The sequence below is a fragment of the Streptomyces cupreus genome (assembly GCF_014257025.1).
Classification (GTDB): Bacteria; Actinomycetota; Actinomycetes; order Streptomycetales; family Streptomycetaceae; genus Streptomyces; species Streptomyces cupreus.
Map to the genome: position 1 here is coordinate 68819 of NZ_JACMSF010000011.1, position 15437 is coordinate 84255.

Here is a 15437-nt window from a genome sequence, read left to right on the forward strand (position 1 = left end):
GATCACGTCTTGGTACGGAACTTGTGGATGGCGATCGGTGCCATGACCGCCGTGAGCACCACCGACCAGCCCAGCGTCAGCCACAGGTCGTGGGCGACCGGACCGCCGATCATCAGTCCGCGGGCCGCGTCCGCGAGCGCGGACAGCGGGTTGTAGTCGGTGAAGTTCTGCAGCCAGCCCGGCATCGACTGGGTCGGCGCGAAGATCGACGAACCGAACTGGAGCGGCATCAGCACCAGGAAGCCCATCGCCTGCACGGACTGCGCGTTCTTCATCACCACGCCGAGCGTGAGGAAGACCCACATCAGCGCCGAGCCGAAGACCACGGACAGGGCGACGGAGGCCAGCAGACCACCCCAGTTGGTGATGTCGAACCCCACGAGCAGGGCCACGACCATCAGTACGGCGGTGGCGAACAGCATCCGCAGCAACTCGACCGCGATCTTGGCGAACAGCACCGAGCCACGGCCGATCGGCAGCGACCGGAAACGGTCCATGACACCGGTGTTGAAGTCCTGGTTGAAGCCGGTGCCCACGCCCTGCGCCATGGTCATGCCCATCATGGCGAGCATGCCGGGCACGACGTACTGCACATACGCGTCCTGCCCGCCGCCCAGCGACTGCCCGATGGACCCGCCGAAGACGTACACGAACAGCAGCGTGAACACGATCGGGAACAGCACGGCGTCGGCCATCGACTCCGGGTCCTGCCGGATCCAGAGCAGATTGCGGCGCATGAGGGCGCCGGTGTGGCGCAGATGCCCACGCAGCGGGATACGAGCGTCGGCCGTGGCGGTGATCGTGGTGGTGGCGCTCATACGGCGACCTCCTGGCGGTCGTCGGTGGGTACGGCGTCCTGCGGTGCGCTGGCGCGGTGGCCGGTGAGGGACAGGAACACCTCGTCCAGGCTGGGCAGTTCGGTGGTGACGGAGGAGAGGGTGACGCCCCGTGCGGTCACCGCGCTGACGACGGCGGTGAGCTGCTCGTCACTGAGGATCGGCACGAGCAGGGCGCCCCGGTCGGCGTCGACGGTGGTGCTGGCGAGCCCGGTGATCCCCAGGCTGTCGAGGTGGGAGGCGAGCGGCCGCAGCTGAAGCGGATCGGCCGGCCGGACACGCAGCGTCCGCCCGCCGACCTTCGCCTTCAGCTCGTCGATACCGCCCCTGGCGATGACCTTGCCCCGGTCGACGACGGTCAGCTCGTCGGCGAGCTGCTCCGCCTCCTCCATGTACTGGGTGGTCAGCAGCACGGTGACGCCGTCGCCGACCATGGTCTTGACCTCGGCCCACACCTCGTTGCGGGTACGGGGGTCGAGCCCGGTGGTGGGCTCGTCGAGATAGAGCACGGCAGGGTGCCCGATCATCGAGGCGGCGAGATCGAGCCGGCGCCGCATACCGCCGGAGTAGGTGGCGGCGGGCCGCTTACCGGCGTCGGTGAGCGCGAACCGCTCCAACAGCTCCTCGGCGCGGGCCCGGGCGTCCCGCCGGGACAGGTCCAGCAGCCGCCCGATGAGATACAGGTTCTCCCACCCCGGAAGCTTCTCGTCCACGGAGGCGTACTGCCCGGTCAGCCCGATGACCCGCCGCAACTGCCGGGGCTGCCGTACGACGTCGTACCCGACGACGGTGGCCTGCCCGGAGTCGGGCGCGAGCAGCGTGGACAAGATCCGCACAAGGGTGGTCTTCCCGGCCCCGTTGGGCCCGAGCACCCCCATCACGGTCCCCTCGCGCACATCCAGATCCACACCGTCCAACGCCTTGGTCTCGCCGTAGTGCTTGACCAGCCCCCGCACGGTGACGGCGCTTCCCGCGCCGGTGGGGTTCTTGTCGATTCGTGTCATGCACCCGAAGGTGCCAGCCTCCACCGACAAACCACCGACAGGGGGCCGACGGGGGCCTACAGACTGCCGACACCGATCTCCCAACCCTCTGCCCGGCTTCATCCGGGAGCTGGAGGCCTCGACTGACCTTCTTCGACGCCTGGCTCTCCGGCCGCCCGCTCGCCCGCACCCGACCCTCCCTCTGATGGCCTCCGCCCCGCTGGATGACGGGGCGGATTCGCCAACAGTGTCGGCCCACCACGGGCCGTACAGGGGGCGCTTCCTCATGCCCGGGATCAGGCCAGTGCCTCGATGGCCTTGAGGATCAGGGCACGCGCGTCGGCGCCGTACACGGCCATGCTCCGTAGCTGCTCGAACGCCTTCACATACAGGGCGATCTCCGACGGCTGCGTGACGTTCACCTCGGCGGAGAGCAACTCGACGGACACCAGCGTGTCGTCGTGCACGTCGAAGGTCTCCTGCGGCCACAGGGCTCGCTCACGGGCGCTGGCCGGGATGATGCCGAACGACACCTGCGGCAGCGCCCCAGCGGTGAGCAGGTAGCCGAGCTGGGCGGCCATCGCGTCCGCGTCCCCGAGCTGGTAGTAGAGCACCGCCTCCTCGACGACGAACACGTAGCGGTGCCCCGGCTCGTGGATGACCTGCGACCGCTCCAGCCGCGCTGCGGCGGCCTCTGCCCCGTCGTCGGGAACGTCGAGGAAGCGGGCGTTCATGGACAGCAGGGCCTGCGCGTAGCCCCCCGTCTGCAACAGTCCGGGGACCAGGACTGGCGAGTAGACCCGGAGGAGTTCCGTCGACCGATACAGCTCCACGTAGCTGTCCTGGAGCTTGGCCAGGCCGGTGCGCACGCGTCGTCGCCACTCTCGGTACAGAGACTCGGCGTGCTGGGAAGCTGCGATCAGGTCCGGCGCCTGGTCGACGGCGTCAGTGGCGCGGCACCACAGACGGATATCCGTGGGCGATGGCGGGGTGCGGGCGTTCTCAATGCGGCTGGTCTTCGCGTGGTGCCAGTTGCATTGGGAGGCCAGCTCAGTCACCGTCAGGCCTGCGTTCCTCCTCAGGTCGCGGAGCTGCCGTGCCACGCTCTCGCGGGCGGCTTGGGCCGAGGAAGACGGTGAGATGGACATGAGCTGGCCGAACTGCTTTCCCTGTCAGCGGATTTCGTACTGGTCGTGAGGAATAGCACGCTCCCACACCGCCTCGAACGCGTCCGAGCACTGCTTGACGATGCCCGGCTCGGTCCGCAACTCCATGTCCGGGTCCGCCCAATTGCCGTCACCGGTGAAGTGATTGAACAGCACCTGCACGCCGTCGAAGATCCACAGATCGGCGCCCGGCAGCATGAGGTCGACGGCCCGCTGCCGAGGCAGCCAGCGGACTTGTTCGCCAGCGGCAACGTTGACGACCGTCCCGGCGTGTTCGTACCGGATGTAGTCGGTGACCGGCTCGGACACGATCCGGGCCCGGCGCACGACCACACCGCGCGCGACCGCCCGGGAGATCATGTCGGTCCAGGGCGCCCAGTACTCGGAGGCGGGGTCGGTGTCCCGGTGCCTGGTGCTCAGCCAGGTGTTGAAGTCGTCGGCCTCGTCGCCGACGGCGTATTGGTCGCGCATTTCGAGGTGCACTGCGGAGCGCTGTGCGGCCTCCATGAGTTCGTCAAAGCTGGGCACGTTGTGCGGCATCGCAGGCCTCCCTCAGGATCGGGACCATGTGGGCGGGGATGCGGATCACCGTCTCATGGTCGGGGATGCCCTTGGCGTGCCCGGGTGCGGTGCGGTCCGCGCACTGGGCTCGGGTCGCCTCGTCGGCCGTGTAGCTCTGGATCACGATGTCCGCGGTCTCCTGGTCCACCCAGGCTGTGGGTGACCCGTTCTTGCCGGTCTCGGGGTCGATCCCGATGAACTGTAGGTCCATGGCTGTCTCCACAGTTGGTGTTGTGCGCCGATGTGCGCCAACCTCCCGCTAGGGATGAGGTGACGTCAAGGACACGATCCGGCCAGGCCCTTCCTGGAAAGCCACGCGCACATCCATGCACATTGCTGGCTGTGCTGCGCATAGCGCCTCTAGCGTCGGCAGTTACGCGAAGACCCCGGCGAGGTGGAGGCCTCCCGGGGCGTGGCCAACGCTGCTGAGGAGCGTCGACATGACGAACAGTACGGCTCCGAACGGAACCTTCACACCAGGCAGCCCGCCGCCCGCTCACGCGATTGAAGCGTGGCTGGCTTCCGCGCATGCCTCCCCCGCCGCGGTGCGCCGGGGCTGGGACACCACCGCCAGGCTTGCCCTCGTCCCGCTGGGGCGGCTCTTCGACGCGGTCCGCGTCCCCGCAGCCGTCGCCCACCAGGCGTTCGCCAGCCATGACCAGTCAGTTGTGGCCCGGCGGCTGGCGCGGCACCTGCACGGCGGACCCGTCATCCACGACCCCGCAGGCCGCCGCTACTACGCCCTCGTCCCGCCCGGCACCTCCCAGGAGTGGCGGGCGCCCGCCGTCCAATGCCTCGGGGAAGGCACCTACCTTGGCGTCCCCCGCCCCGAACTCACGGAGCTGGACCAGGGCACGCTCTGCTCGTACTGGGCGGTGCCCGTGACCCGGCCGGGCAAGCTCTGCCAGGTGTCCGACGTGCTGACCGTGGCCATGGCCGGCGGCCTCCTCGCCGACGAGGACGGCGAGGCAGTGTCATGAACTCCATCGAGCACCGTGAGGGCACGAGCGCCCCGCCGGTGGACATCGCCACGATGCGCGCGAACGTCGCCCAGGTGCTCCCGCCCGACGTGACCCCCACCGACCCCACCACGCTGCAGACGCTGACCGGCATGATGCGCGGCCACCTGCAGCTGATCATCCCCGAGATCGAGCATGTCGCCGCGCGGCTGCCCGCCGACGACGTGCCCCGGTACGTTGCGCTCGCCGGTGTTCGCGAGGCCTGCGGCAAGCTGGACGCCCGCCCCGGGCTGATGCCGTCCGACGCCGTCGCGCACGTGCGCAGACTCGCCCGCTCGCTGCTGGCACTGTGCGACCACTACGAGAAGCTGACCGGCGTCCGTATGTGCCTGGCCTGCGATCAGCCCATCAGGCAGGGCGAGGCGACGCGCCCGTACGGAAAGGTCAGCCCCTCGGGCGGGGCCGTCGACTTCGGCCGGATCCACGAACGCTGCGCCAACACCGTCCGCATGCGCTGACCCGGCGCCGCCCTGCCCCGGCGTGAAAGGGGCCTATGGCGACCGCAGGGACAGGGTCGCACCCACAAACGCCCGCCTCGGTTCCCCAACCCTGGACAGGTCGAGCAGCCGGGGCGGGCCGCAAGTCCACATCAGCTCATGGGAGAAGGGACTTCCGAATGACTGTGGCACCTGAACACCCCGTCGCCCTGCGGCAGGGCCGAGACCTCGTCTCGCCCGAGCTGTTCGACCGCCTCGTCGACTTCTGCGCCGACGAGTACGGGCACGAGCGCTGCACGGCCGAGCGGATCATGAGCGAAGCCCTGGCGTTCCTGGACGTCATGGGCCGGACCGGCGAGGGCATGTCGCCCTCCCAGGCCGTGGACCCGGGCTGGCACACGTTCATGCTCCACACCGAGGAGTACGAGGCGTTCTGCCGGACGCGGTACGGCCGGTTCGTCCACCACGCCCCCAGGTCCCGGTACCGGGACAAGGCCACGATGGTGGACGTCGTGGCCAGGATCCGCGCTCACGGATACGAGGTCGACGAATCCCTGTGGGGCACGAGGGCCAACTGCAACGAGCCGACGTGCTGCGGCGACGGCCCCTGCTGCTGAGACCGGCGAAGATTCCATGGCAACTGCCGAAGCGGCCAAAGGCCGAGGCCGGATCACCGTCTTCACGATGTTCGGGCCCGTCTTCGGCTACGCGAGCAGGCTGGTCGACGACCAGCAGATCGCGTACGTAGGCCCGGTGACGCCGGGGGTGCACTGGCGCAAGCTGTGGCTGATGGCCGACAGGTGCAACCGGGAAACGGCCACCGAGGGCGAAAAGGCCGGCTGGATCGTCACCCAGGCCAACCGGTCACTGATCTGCGGCAGCGACGTCGTTGTGAAGCTCTCCGACGCGGACTGGGAGATTGCGGCAGGCGGCTGGCAGGTGCAGATGGGGACCTGGTGGGGTCAGAACTTGCTGGTGACCGGCAACCTCTCCGTTCCGGTACTCACCCCAGAACAGATCGCGCTGAAGCCGACCTTGTATCCCCATCACGCCAACTGAACGCCCATGGTCGGCCCTGCCCGTCTGCTTCCCCCGTGGCGGACGGGCGGGGCCCCGCATTCCGCTGGAGCACTTCCGAGTCAACTTCGGCGCGTTCCAGAAGAGGACCGGCCCCATCCCTCAGGACCGCACCGCCTCCGCCTCCCGAGGCAGATGCCCCGCGACCACCCGCTCGCGCCCCGTCTGCGGAACCCGGCGTCGGTCCACCGCGTAGGCCGTCGCGGCCACGCCAAGCCCCAGCACCGCCAGCGCCCCGCCCGCGACCGCCGGGGACGTCACCCCGAAGCCCGCGGCCAGGGCGAGGCCGCCGATCCACGCGCCCCCGGCGTTCGCCAGGTTGAAGGCGGCCTGGTTGGCGGAGGATGCCAGGGACGGGGCCGTCGACGCCTTCTCCATGACCATCAGTTGGAGCGGGGAACCCGTCACGAACGCCGCCATGCCGAGCAGGACCACCGCCAGCGCCGCGCTCCACGCCGACGACATCAGCAGCGGGAACAGGCCCAGGACCAGCGCCAAGGACGCCAGTCCGCCGAAGAGCGTGGCGCGCATCGCGTGGTCCGCCAGGCGTCCGCCGAGCAGGTTCCCGGCCGTCGCGCCCACGCCGAACAGCCCGAGCAGCACCGTCACGCTGGCGTCGGCGTAGCCGGCGGCGTCCGTCAGCATCGGCGTGATGTAGCTGTACGCCGCGAACAGCGCCCCGAAGCCCGCCACCGTCGTACCGAGGGCAAGCCACACGGGCAGCGACTTCAGTGCCGCCAGTTCGCCGCGCAGGCCCTGGGCGGGGGCGCCCCCGCCGTCACGCGGGATCAGGAGCGCCAGCGACGCGATCGCGGCCACGCCGATCGCGCTCACGGCCAGGAACGTGGCCCGCCAGCCCAGGTGCTGGCCCATGAGCGTGGCGACCGGCACGCCCACGACGTTGGCGACCGTCAGGCCCAGGAACATCAGGGACACCGAGCGGGCCTTGCGCTCCGGCGCCACCAGGGTCGTGGCGACGACCGCCCCGACACCGAAGAAGGCACCGTGCGGCAGGCCGCTCAGGAAGCGGGCGGCGAGCAGCGAGCCGTTGTCGGGGGCGAGGGCCGACAGGGCGTTGCCGGCCACGAAGAGGACCATCAGCCCGATCAGGACCTTGCGGCGGGACATACGGGCGGTGACGGCCGCGAGGAGCGGGGCGCCGATGACGACGCCGAGGGCGTACGCCGAGACCAGGTGCCCGGCGGTCGGGATGGAGATGCCGAGGTCGTCCGCGACGTCGGGCAGCAGGCCCATCATCACGAACTCGGTGGTGCCGATGCCGAAGGCGCCGACGGCCAGCGCGAGCAGGGCCAGGGGCATGAAGGGGCCTGTGCCTTTCGAGGAGCGGAGTTCCGTACATCTTATGTTCACGTACGGAACAAAGGCTCTCAGGCCCAGTATTCCTGGAGGTTAAGACCGGGTTGCCGGGGGGCTTTCACGACGTCGATGTGTCGACCTTCACACGTGCCGCCACCGGCAGATGGTCGCTGCCGGTCTCCGGCAGCGTCCACGAGGTGACCGGCTCGATGCCCTTCACCAGGATCTGGTCGATCCGCGCCATCGGGAACGACGCCGGCCAGCTGAACCCGAACCCGCTGCCCGCCGCGCCCTGCGTGGAGCGCATCTGGGAGGTGACGGCGTTCAGCGCGCGGTCGTTCATCGTGCCGTTGAGGTCGCCGAGCAGCACGCTGCGGGGCAGCTTCTCGTCGGCGATGGCCTCGCCCAGGGCGTCGGCGCTCTTGTCGCGCTGCCGGGCGGTGAACCCGGCCTCCATCTTCACCCGCACCGAGGGCAGGTGGGCGACGTACACCGCGATCTCGCCGGACGGCGTGCTCACGGCCGCGCGCATGGCCCGGGTCCAGCCCAGCTTGATGTCGACGGCCTTCACCCCGCTCAGCGGGTACTTGCTCCACAGCCCGACCGTGCCCTGCACCGAGTGGTACTTGTACGTCGACGCCAGCGCCTTCTCGTACACCGGCACCGCCGTTGCGGTCAGCTCCTCCAGGGCCACCACGTCCGCCCCGGAGGCGGCCACGTCGCGGGCGGTGCCCGACGGGTCGGTGTTGTCGGCGTTGACGTTGTGCGTGGCGATCGTGAGGTCGCCGCCGGAAGAGGTCTTGTCGGTGAGCAGGCCGCCGAAGAGGTTCAGCCACACGACCGCGGGCAGCACCACCGCGATGAGCGCGGTGGCGGACTTGCGCACCAGGGCGACCAGCACCAGCAGCGGGATGAACAGGCCGAGCCAGGGCAGGAAGGTCTCGGTGAGGCTGCCGAGGTTGCCGATGGCGTTCGGGATCTGCGCGTGCAGCAGCATGACCAGGGCGACCAGCACCGCGAAAGCGGCGGTGACGATGCCCCGGCGCCAGATCCGCCGGTCACCGCGCCAACCGGCCACGAGCCGCTCCAGCAGACGCCGGAACCGGTTTCCCCGGCGCTCGGGTCCCGAGCCGCCGCTGTCCGTCTCCGTCATGTACGCCTGCTGCGCCATACCGTCGCCTCACTGCCTGCCGTGCACACCATCGTCCCCCGCGGTTACGACCCTAGGGGATGATCGGTTCTGTTCCTGCCGTCCCATGACGGCCGTACCTGCACGAGGACGTACAAGTCGGCTTTCCGAGTTCCGGTTACGCATACGGAAAGCGCGCTCTGTGACGAAACGCGCACACGACCGCTACGCGCGGGGCGAACTGACGGCCGGTGAGCTGACGGGCCGTAGCCCTTCGAGCAGCGTGTCCACGATCTGCTCGGACAGGCCGTCGGGGAGGTCCGCGTCAGGGAGCATGACGGAACGCACCAGCATGGGGCCCACGAACAGGTCGTTGAGCAGTTCCACGTCGACGTCCTCGCGGAGTTCGCCGTTGCGCTGGCCCCGGCGCAGCACTTCGATGCCGAGCCGGCGCCGGGGGGCGACCACGAGACTGTGGTACGCCGCCCAGATCTTCGGGCTGCTCTTCATCTGGACGTGGACGTTGTGCAGGATCACCGAGGAACGGCTGACCAGACCGCGCCGGCGCAGCGACTCCAGCAGGACGACGAGGTCGTCGCGCATGGAGGTGCCGGGCAGTTCGGCGTCGGGGGGTTCGGCGGCGCGTACGACGTCGACGAAGAGCTCCTCCTTGCCGCTCCAGCGGCGGTAGATGGCGGCCTTGCCGACGCCCGCGGTACGGGCGATCCGCTCGATGGAGAGCTCCGCGAGCGGTACGCCCTCCTCCAGCAGCTTCATCACGCCCTCGATGATGGCGCGCTCCACGGCCTCGCTCCGGGGGCGGCCCCTCGCGGGGCTGGGCTGACCGTCAGCGGGGTTCACGTGTCCGCGTCCCTTCTGTGTCCCGGGAGTCCTGGGTTCTGCCCGGCAGGAACAGGGCCACGATCACCACTCCGACCACCGCCACCGCGGCACCGCCCAGGGCCGTGACATGCATGGCGTGCAGGAAGGAGTCATTGGCCTGGGCGACCAGCGGCTTCGCCTCGGGGCCGAGCTTCGCCGCCACGGCCAGGGTCGACTCGATGGACTCGCCCGCCGTGTGCCGCAGCTCCGGCGGCACCGCGGTGAGGTCGCCCTCGATCGAGGAGCGGTACGACGTGGACAGCACCGAGCCGAGGACCGCGATGCCGAGGGCGCCGCCGACCTGGCGGAAGGTGTTGCTGAGCGCGGAGGCGGAACCGGCCTTCTCGCGGGGCAGGGCCTGCATGATCACGACGCTGACCGGCGTCATGATGTGCGCCATGCCGGTGCCCATGAGGAAGAAGATCACCTCAAGGATCCAGATCGGTGTGTCCGCGTCCAGCGTGGCGAACGCGGCCAGCGTCGCCGCGATGAGCGCCATGCCGGCGGCGGTGGTGGCCCGGTTGCCGATGCGGTCGACGAGGAGGCGGGCGCGCGGCGCGAAGACGAGCTGCGCGACAGCGAGCGGCAGCAACAGCAGACCGGTCTCCAGCGGCGAGTAGCCGCGCACGCTCTGGGTGTAGAAGACGGAGAAGAAGGTCACGCCCATCAGCGCGAAGAAGACCAGCGCGATGGCGGCGATGGCGGCCGAGAAGACCTTGTTGCGGAAGTGGCCGACGTCGATGGACGGATGGTCGCTGCGCTTCTCGAACACCACGAAGGCGACGAGTACGGCGAGCCCCGCGCCGATCGTCGACAGCACGGTGACATCGGTGAAGTCGGCCAGCTCGCCACCCCGGATGATGCCGTAGACCAGCAGGACCAGGCCGACGACGGACAGCGCGACGCCGACCGGGTCGATCCGGCCAGGGTTCGGGTCGCGGGAGTCGGGGACCAGCCAGGTCATCAGCGCTACGGCGACGATCACGATGGGGACGTTGACGAGGAACACCGAGCCCCACCAGAAGTGGTCGAGGAGGACGCCGCCGGTGATCGGGCCGATGGCGATGGCGAGGCCGACCCCGCCCGCCCAGATGCCGATGGCCTTGGGCTGCTCCTCGCGCTCGAAGACGTTCATGAGGACGGCGAGCGTGGCCGGCATCACGAAGGCGGCGCCGAGGCCCATCACCGCGCGGAAGGCGATCAGCTCGCCCGGCGATCCGGCGAAGGCGGCGAGCGCTGAGCCGATGCCGAATACGGCGAGCCCGCCGAGCAGGACCCTCTTGCGGCCGAGCCGGTCGCCGAGCAGTCCGGCGCTGAACAGCAGGCCCGCGAAGACGAGGGTGTAGGCGTTGATGGCCCACTCCAGCTCGCTCTGGGTGGCGCCGAGGCCGGTCGGGGCCGGGGTCGAGATCGTCTTGACGGCGACGTTCAGGATCGAGTTGTCCAGCACGATGATCAGCAGGCTCAGCATGAGCGCGCCGAGGATGGCCCAGCGGCGGCGGTGCACCGCTTCCGGTGTCCGGGGTACGGCAGGCGCGGAGGCAGTCATGCCATCAAGCCTAAGAGATTTACGATACGAGACCGTGCCGTATCGTAAATCTTTACCCGGCTCTTACATCGCTTGAGCCTGACCGGGGTCCCCCTAGCCGCGTCTGGCACGAGGTGCCACCATGGAGGGGATCCGGGGACGCCGTAAGGGCGCCTCGAGATGACGTAAGGAGCCGTTGCCATGACGCAGCTTTCGGCTGCCCAGAACACACCTTCCGGCGGCAGCAAGGCGCTGTACGGGGGGAAGGGCACCCGCCGCATCACCGTTCGCGACATCGCCGCCGCCAAGGAGCGCGGCGAGAAGTGGCCCATGCTGACCGCCTACGACGCGATGACCGCGTCCGTCTTCGACGAGGCCGGGATCCCGGTCATGCTGGTCGGGGACTCGGCGGGCAACTGCCACCTCGGCTATGAGACCACCGTGCCCGTCACGCTCGACGAGATCACCATGCTGTCGGCCGCCGTCGTACGCGGCACCTCACGCGCCCTGATCGTCGGCGACCTGCCCTTCGGCTCGTACCAGGAGGGTCCGGTGCAGGCGCTGCGCTCGGCGACCCGGCTGGTGAAGGAGGCCGGCGTCGGCGCGGTGAAGCTGGAGGGCGGCGAGCGCTCGCACCGACAGATCGAGCTGCTGGTCGAGTCCGGCATCCCGGTGATGGCCCACATCGGCCTGACCCCGCAGTCCGTCAACGCCATGGGCTACCGCGTCCAGGGCCGCGGCGAGGAGGCGGCCGCGCAGCTCCTGCGCGACGCGAAGGCGGTCCAGGACGCGGGCGCGTTCGCGGTCGTCCTGGAACTGGTCCCCGCGGAACTGGCGGCCGAGGTCACCCGGGTCCTGCACATCCCGACGGTCGGCATCGGCGCGGGCGCCGAGACGGACGCCCAGGTCCTGGTCTGGACGGACATGCTCGGCCTGACCGGCGGCCGCGTCCCCAAGTTCGTCAAGCAGTACGCCGACCTCCGCGAGGTCATGGGCAACGCGGCGAAGGCGTTCGCGGAGGACGTCATCGGCGGAACGTTCCCGCTGGAGGAGCACTCCGTCCACTAGAAGCCACAGCGGCACAGAGGCAGCCCGCCGATTTCCCCCGTCGGCGGGCTGCCGCCGTCTCGTCCCTACACCGTCTCGCGCCACCCGTTGGTGATCGGCAGACGGCGGTCCTTGCCGAAGCCCTTCGGGGAGATCTTCGTGCCCGGCGGGTACTGGCGGCGCTTGTACTCGGCCGTGTCGACCATGCGGAGCGTCTTGGCGACCAGGGCCGGGTCGAAGCCCGCGGCGACAATGAGGTCGGCGCCCTCGTCGCGGTCGACGTAGCGTTCCAGGATCGCGTCCAGGACGGGGTAGTCGGGCAGGGAGTCGGTGTCGACCTGGCCGGGGCGCAGTTCCGCGCTCGGCGGCTTGGTGATGGAGTTCTCCGGGATCGGCGGGGTCTGGCCGCGCTCGGCCGCCGATCGGTTCCGCCACTCCGCGAGGCGGAAGATGGACGTCTTGTAGACGTCCTTGATCGGGCCGTACGCGCCCACCGAGTCGCCGTACAGCGTCGAATAGCCCACCGCCAGCTCCGATTTGTTGCCCGGCGCCAGGACGATGTGGCCCTCCTGGTTGGAGATCGCCATCAGCAGCGTGCCGCGCAGCCGGGACTGGAGGTTCTCCTCCGCCAGGCCCGTGAGCTCCGTCGACGCCATGTAGGCGTCGAACATCGGCTCGATCGGGACCGTACGGAAGTTCAGGCCCGTCCGCCGCGCCAGTTCCGCCGCGTCGCCCTTGGAGTGCTCGGAGGAGTACTTGGACGGCATCGAGACGCCGTACACGTTCTGCGCGCCCACCGCGTCGCACGCGATGGCCGCCACCAGCGCCGAGTCGATGCCGCCGGACAGACCGATCAGGACCGACTTGAAGCCGTTCTTGGCGACGTACGCCCGCAGGCCCACGACCAGCGCCGAGTACACCTCCTCGTCGTCGTCGAGGCGGTCGGCGTAGCCGCCGGTCAGCTCCGGGGCGTAGGGCGGGAGGGGGTCCTCCGACAGCACTACGCGGTCGATCCTGAGACCGTCGTCCACCAGGCCCGTCGGGGCGTCCGCGGCGACCGCCGGGAGGTCGAGGTCCAGGACCACGCAGCCCTCCGAGAACTGCGGCGCCCGCGCGATCACCTCGCCGCTCGCGTCGACCACGATCGAGTCGCCGTCGAAGACCAGCTCGTCCTGGCCGCCGATCATGGCGAGGTAGGCGGTGGTGCAGCCCGCCTCCTGAGCGCGCTTGCGGACCAGTTCGAGACGGGTGTCGTCCTTGTTGCGCTCGTACGGCGAGGCATTGATCGAGACCAGCAGCCCGGCCCCGGCCGACCGCGCCGCCGGCACCCGGCCGCCGTCCTGCCACAGGTCCTCGCAGATCGCGAGGGCCACGTCCACGCCGTGCACCCGCACCACCGGCATGGTGTCGCCGGGCACGAAGTAGCGGAACTCGTCGAAGACGCCGTAGTTCGGCAGGTGATGCTTGGCGAAGGTGAGCACCACCTCGCCGCGGTGCAGCACCGCCGCGGCATTCCGCGGGGCGCCGGCCGGCTGGCCGTACTTCGGCTGGGCCTGCTCGGAGCGGTCGAGGTAGCCGACGATCACCGGCAGCTCCCCGAAGCCCTCCTTCGCGAGCCGGGCGGCGAGCGCGCGCAGGGCCGCGCGGGACGCCTCCACGAAGGAGGACCTGAGGGCCAGGTCCTCGACGGGATACCCGGTCAGCACCATCTCCGGGAACGCCACGAGATGCGCTCCCTGCTCGGCGGAGTGCCGGGTCCAGCGGACGATCGTCTCGGTGTTGCCGGCGAGGTCACCGACGCGCGAGTCGATCTGGTTCAGGGCGAGGCGAAGTTGAGGCACGCGCCCAGTGTAATCGTCAGAGCGACGCGATGGGGTGGCGCGGGGTGTGGCCCAGCCCACCCGCGCGCTACGGCCGGGCCTTGGCGCCCCGGTCCTTCAGCATCCCCGCCATCAACTGGATCTCCGACTCCTGACCGTTGACCATGGTCTGCGCGAGCCGCTTCTCCACCCCGACCTTGCACCGCTTCACACAGGCCTCGGCCATGTGGATGCCGCCCTTGTGGTGGTCGGTCATGAGCTGGAGGAAGAAGACCTCGGCCTGCTTGCCGCTCAGGCTCTCCAGCTTCTTCATCTCGGTGTTCGTCGCCATGCCGGGCATCAGCGCGCCGTCCTCGCCGGAGGCCATGGAGCCCATGTCCATCCAGGTCATCGGCGCATCCGACGACACCTTCGGCAGCTTCCACAGATCGAGCCAGCCCAGCAGCATCCCGCGCTGGTTGGCCTGCGTCTGCGCGATGTCGTACGCAAGGCGCCGCACCTCGGTGTCGTCCGTGCGATCCCGCACGATGTACGACATCTCCACGGCCTGCTGGTGGTGCACCGCCATGTCCCGGGCGAACCCGGCGTCCGCCGAGTCGGCGGTGGGGGCCGCGTCGGACCCCCCGTCCTCCGCCACGGCGTACGTGATCGCGCCGGCCGCGACGAGCACCGCCGCCGCGGTCCCCGCGATCCAGCCGACGTGCTTCCTCACTGCGCCTTACCGCCCGTGCACGCGGCGCCCGGCTCGGGCGTCTGCTCGCCCTGGACGTACTTCTCGAAGAACTTGTCGAGGTTCGGGTCGCTCGCGCTCGTCACCGTGCGCTGCGCCCCCCACGCCGAGAGCATGATCGGCGACTTCTGGTTCTCGTACGGGCTCATCAGCGTGTACGGCGTCTTCTTCACCTTCGCCGCGAGCGCCTCGACGTCCGCCTTCGAGGCCTTGCTGGTGTACGTCACCCAGACCGCGCCGTGCTCCAGCGAGTGCACGGCGTTCTCGTTCGCCACGGCCTCGGTGTAGACGTCGCCGTTGCAGTTCTGCCAGACCGGGTTGTGGTCACCGCCGACCGGGGGCTCGACCGGGTACGTCACCTTCTTGCTGACGTGGGTCTGGGACAGCTTGCCGCCCTTCCACGTGCTCACACCGTCGGCGCCGGCCACCAGGGAGCCCGTGGTCTTGGAGTCGGCCGAGTCGCTGTCGTCGGACTGCGACTGCACCAGGACGACACCGCCGACGACCAGGGCGGCGACCACGGTCACGCTGGCGCTGATCGTGAGGATCCGGTTGCGGCGCTCGCGAGCCTGCTCGGCGCGCCGCATCTCTTCTATGCGGGCCTTGCGGCCCGCGTTGCTCTTCTTGGCGGATCCCATGGCGTGATGTCCTTCTACGGAAAGGGACGGTCGGGTCCGCTGATCGTAATGGGGGAGGAGTGGCCTCTCGAAGGGAGGGCACAGGAAAGGGCCGGATCGCAACGGAATCGACAGGCACTCGACAGGTGCTCCGCGAATGATCGTCGACGGGACCGGACCCGGCCCGTCACAGTCGGTGGCGGCCGGGCATTACGGATGTCGGTCCGAGCAGGCAAGATGGGCGGCAGAGCTGTACACCCGCGGCACGCCGGGCGTTCAGACCGAGGT

17 protein-coding genes are annotated in these 15437 nt (G+C 69.8%); 5 read left to right on the top strand and 12 right to left on the bottom strand.

The window, feature by feature from the left end:
- Positions 1-2 precede the first annotated feature (2 nt).
- The 5 genes from H4N64_RS12935 to H4N64_RS12955 form a co-directional block, all read right to left on the bottom strand.
- Positions 3-818, bottom strand: coding sequence for an ABC transporter permease (locus H4N64_RS12935; protein WP_186282409.1), 816 nt, complete (start codon positions 816-818; stop codon positions 3-5).
- Positions 815-1840, bottom strand: a complete 1026-nt coding sequence (locus tag H4N64_RS12940) for an ATP-binding cassette domain-containing protein (protein ID WP_186282410.1) — start codon at positions 1838-1840, stop codon at positions 815-817. The genes H4N64_RS12935 and H4N64_RS12940 overlap by 4 nt, the downstream gene beginning before the upstream one ends.
- Positions 1841-2115: 275 nt before the next feature.
- Positions 2116-2967 carry a helix-turn-helix domain-containing protein gene (locus H4N64_RS12945; protein WP_186282411.1) on the bottom strand — a complete coding sequence of 284 codons (852 nt, stop codon included), beginning with the start codon at positions 2965-2967 and terminating at the stop codon, positions 2116-2118.
- Positions 2968-2991: 24 nt separating this feature from the next.
- Positions 2992-3525, bottom strand: a complete 534-nt coding sequence (locus tag H4N64_RS12950) for a DUF6879 family protein (RefSeq protein ID WP_186282412.1) — start codon at positions 3523-3525, stop codon at positions 2992-2994.
- Complete coding sequence (locus tag H4N64_RS12955; RefSeq protein WP_186282413.1) at positions 3500-3757, bottom strand: hypothetical protein; 258 nt, start codon at positions 3755-3757, stop codon at positions 3500-3502. The genes H4N64_RS12950 and H4N64_RS12955 overlap by 26 nt, the downstream gene beginning before the upstream one ends.
- Before the next feature lie 229 nt (positions 3758-3986).
- Between H4N64_RS12955 and H4N64_RS12960 the strand changes: the two genes are divergently transcribed.
- The 4 genes from H4N64_RS12960 (at position 3987) to H4N64_RS12975 (ending at position 6061) form a co-directional block, all read left to right on the top strand.
- The gene (locus H4N64_RS12960; protein WP_186282414.1) at positions 3987-4526 is read left to right on the top strand and encodes a hypothetical protein; all 540 of its coding nucleotides are present in this window, start codon (positions 3987-3989) and stop codon (positions 4524-4526) included.
- Entirely contained in the window at positions 4523-5023 is a 501-nt protein-coding gene (locus H4N64_RS12965) for a DUF6415 family natural product biosynthesis protein (RefSeq protein ID WP_186282415.1), read from the top strand. The genes H4N64_RS12960 and H4N64_RS12965 overlap by 4 nt, the downstream gene beginning before the upstream one ends.
- 158 nt (positions 5024-5181) lie before the next feature.
- Positions 5182-5619: a glycine-rich domain-containing protein gene (locus tag H4N64_RS12970; protein ID WP_186282416.1), complete on the top strand. Its 438-nt coding sequence runs from the start codon at positions 5182-5184 to the stop codon at positions 5617-5619.
- 16 nt (positions 5620-5635) lie between these two features.
- Positions 5636-6061 carry a hypothetical protein gene (locus H4N64_RS12975; RefSeq protein WP_186282417.1) on the top strand — a complete coding sequence of 142 codons (426 nt, stop codon included), beginning with the start codon at positions 5636-5638 and terminating at the stop codon, positions 6059-6061.
- Between the two features lie 120 nt (positions 6062-6181).
- On the opposite strand, the gene H4N64_RS12980 is transcribed toward H4N64_RS12975, so the two are convergent.
- The 4 genes from H4N64_RS12980 to H4N64_RS12995 all read right to left on the bottom strand — a co-directional run bounded on the left by H4N64_RS12980 (position 6182) and on the right by H4N64_RS12995 (position 10956).
- Positions 6182-7399, bottom strand: coding sequence for an MFS transporter (locus tag H4N64_RS12980; protein ID WP_186282418.1), 1218 nt, complete (start codon positions 7397-7399; stop codon positions 6182-6184).
- Between the two features lie 115 nt (positions 7400-7514).
- Positions 7515-8567, bottom strand: a complete 1053-nt coding sequence (locus tag H4N64_RS12985) for an endonuclease/exonuclease/phosphatase family protein (protein WP_186282419.1) — start codon at positions 8565-8567, stop codon at positions 7515-7517.
- A 183-nt stretch (positions 8568-8750) separates the two neighbouring features.
- Positions 8751-9329 (bottom strand): TetR/AcrR family transcriptional regulator, encoded by a 579-nt coding sequence (locus H4N64_RS12990; RefSeq protein ID WP_418896261.1) that lies wholly within the window; start codon positions 9327-9329, stop codon positions 8751-8753.
- Positions 9330-9372: 43 nt separating this feature from the next.
- Positions 9373-10956: an MFS transporter gene (locus H4N64_RS12995; RefSeq protein ID WP_186282421.1), complete on the bottom strand. Its 1584-nt coding sequence runs from the start codon at positions 10954-10956 to the stop codon at positions 9373-9375.
- A 180-nt stretch (positions 10957-11136) separates the two neighbouring features.
- Here H4N64_RS12995 and panB point away from each other — a divergent pair, with 180 nt between their 5' ends.
- The gene (panB, locus tag H4N64_RS13000) at positions 11137-12003 is read left to right on the top strand and encodes a 3-methyl-2-oxobutanoate hydroxymethyltransferase (RefSeq protein WP_186282422.1); all 867 of its coding nucleotides are present in this window, start codon (positions 11137-11139) and stop codon (positions 12001-12003) included.
- A 65-nt stretch (positions 12004-12068) separates the two neighbouring features.
- On the opposite strand, the gene H4N64_RS13005 is transcribed toward panB, so the two are convergent.
- From H4N64_RS13005 to H4N64_RS13015, 3 genes are all read right to left on the bottom strand, one after another.
- Entirely contained in the window at positions 12069-13823 is a 1755-nt protein-coding gene (locus H4N64_RS13005; RefSeq protein ID WP_186282423.1) for an NAD+ synthase, read from the bottom strand.
- A 67-nt stretch (positions 13824-13890) separates the two neighbouring features.
- Positions 13891-14514 carry a DUF305 domain-containing protein gene (locus H4N64_RS13010; RefSeq protein WP_186282424.1) on the bottom strand — a complete coding sequence of 208 codons (624 nt, stop codon included), beginning with the start codon at positions 14512-14514 and terminating at the stop codon, positions 13891-13893.
- On the bottom strand, positions 14511-15170 hold the full coding sequence (locus H4N64_RS13015) for a DUF3105 domain-containing protein (RefSeq protein WP_186282425.1): 660 nt from the start codon (positions 15168-15170) through the stop codon (positions 14511-14513). Before H4N64_RS13015 ends, H4N64_RS13010 begins: the two co-directional genes overlap by 4 nt.
- Between the last annotated feature and the right edge of the window lie 267 nt (positions 15171-15437).

What these genes read in the sequence shown, in the direction of transcription:
- H4N64_RS12935 (WP_186282409.1), bottom strand. Translation starts at nt 818, where the DNA reads ATGAGCGCCACCACCACGATCACCGCCACGGCCGACGCTCGTATCCCG.
- H4N64_RS12940 (WP_186282410.1), bottom strand. Translation starts at nt 1,840, where the DNA reads ATGACACGAATCGACAAGAACCCCACCGGCGCGGGAAGCGCCGTCACC.
- H4N64_RS12945 (WP_186282411.1), bottom strand. Translation starts at nt 2,967, where the DNA reads ATGTCCATCTCACCGTCTTCCTCGGCCCAAGCCGCCCGCGAGAGCGTG.
- H4N64_RS12950 (WP_186282412.1), bottom strand. Translation starts at nt 3,525, where the DNA reads ATGCCGCACAACGTGCCCAGCTTTGACGAACTCATGGAGGCCGCACAG.
- H4N64_RS12955 (WP_186282413.1), bottom strand. Translation starts at nt 3,757, where the DNA reads ATGGACCTACAGTTCATCGGGATCGACCCCGAGACCGGCAAGAACGGG.
- H4N64_RS12960 (WP_186282414.1), top strand. Translation starts at nt 3,987, where the DNA reads ATGACGAACAGTACGGCTCCGAACGGAACCTTCACACCAGGCAGCCCG.
- H4N64_RS12965 (WP_186282415.1), top strand. Translation starts at nt 4,523, where the DNA reads ATGAACTCCATCGAGCACCGTGAGGGCACGAGCGCCCCGCCGGTGGAC.
- H4N64_RS12970 (WP_186282416.1), top strand. Translation starts at nt 5,182, where the DNA reads ATGACTGTGGCACCTGAACACCCCGTCGCCCTGCGGCAGGGCCGAGAC.
- H4N64_RS12975 (WP_186282417.1), top strand. Translation starts at nt 5,636, where the DNA reads ATGGCAACTGCCGAAGCGGCCAAAGGCCGAGGCCGGATCACCGTCTTC.
- H4N64_RS12980 (WP_186282418.1), bottom strand. Translation starts at nt 7,399, where the DNA reads ATGCCCCTGGCCCTGCTCGCGCTGGCCGTCGGCGCCTTCGGCATCGGC.
- H4N64_RS12985 (WP_186282419.1), bottom strand. Translation starts at nt 8,567, where the DNA reads ATGGCGCAGCAGGCGTACATGACGGAGACGGACAGCGGCGGCTCGGGA.
- H4N64_RS12995 (WP_186282421.1), bottom strand. Translation starts at nt 10,956, where the DNA reads ATGACTGCCTCCGCGCCTGCCGTACCCCGGACACCGGAAGCGGTGCAC.
- panB (WP_186282422.1), top strand. Translation starts at nt 11,137, where the DNA reads ATGACGCAGCTTTCGGCTGCCCAGAACACACCTTCCGGCGGCAGCAAG.
- H4N64_RS13015 (WP_186282425.1), bottom strand. Translation starts at nt 15,170, where the DNA reads ATGGGATCCGCCAAGAAGAGCAACGCGGGCCGCAAGGCCCGCATAGAA.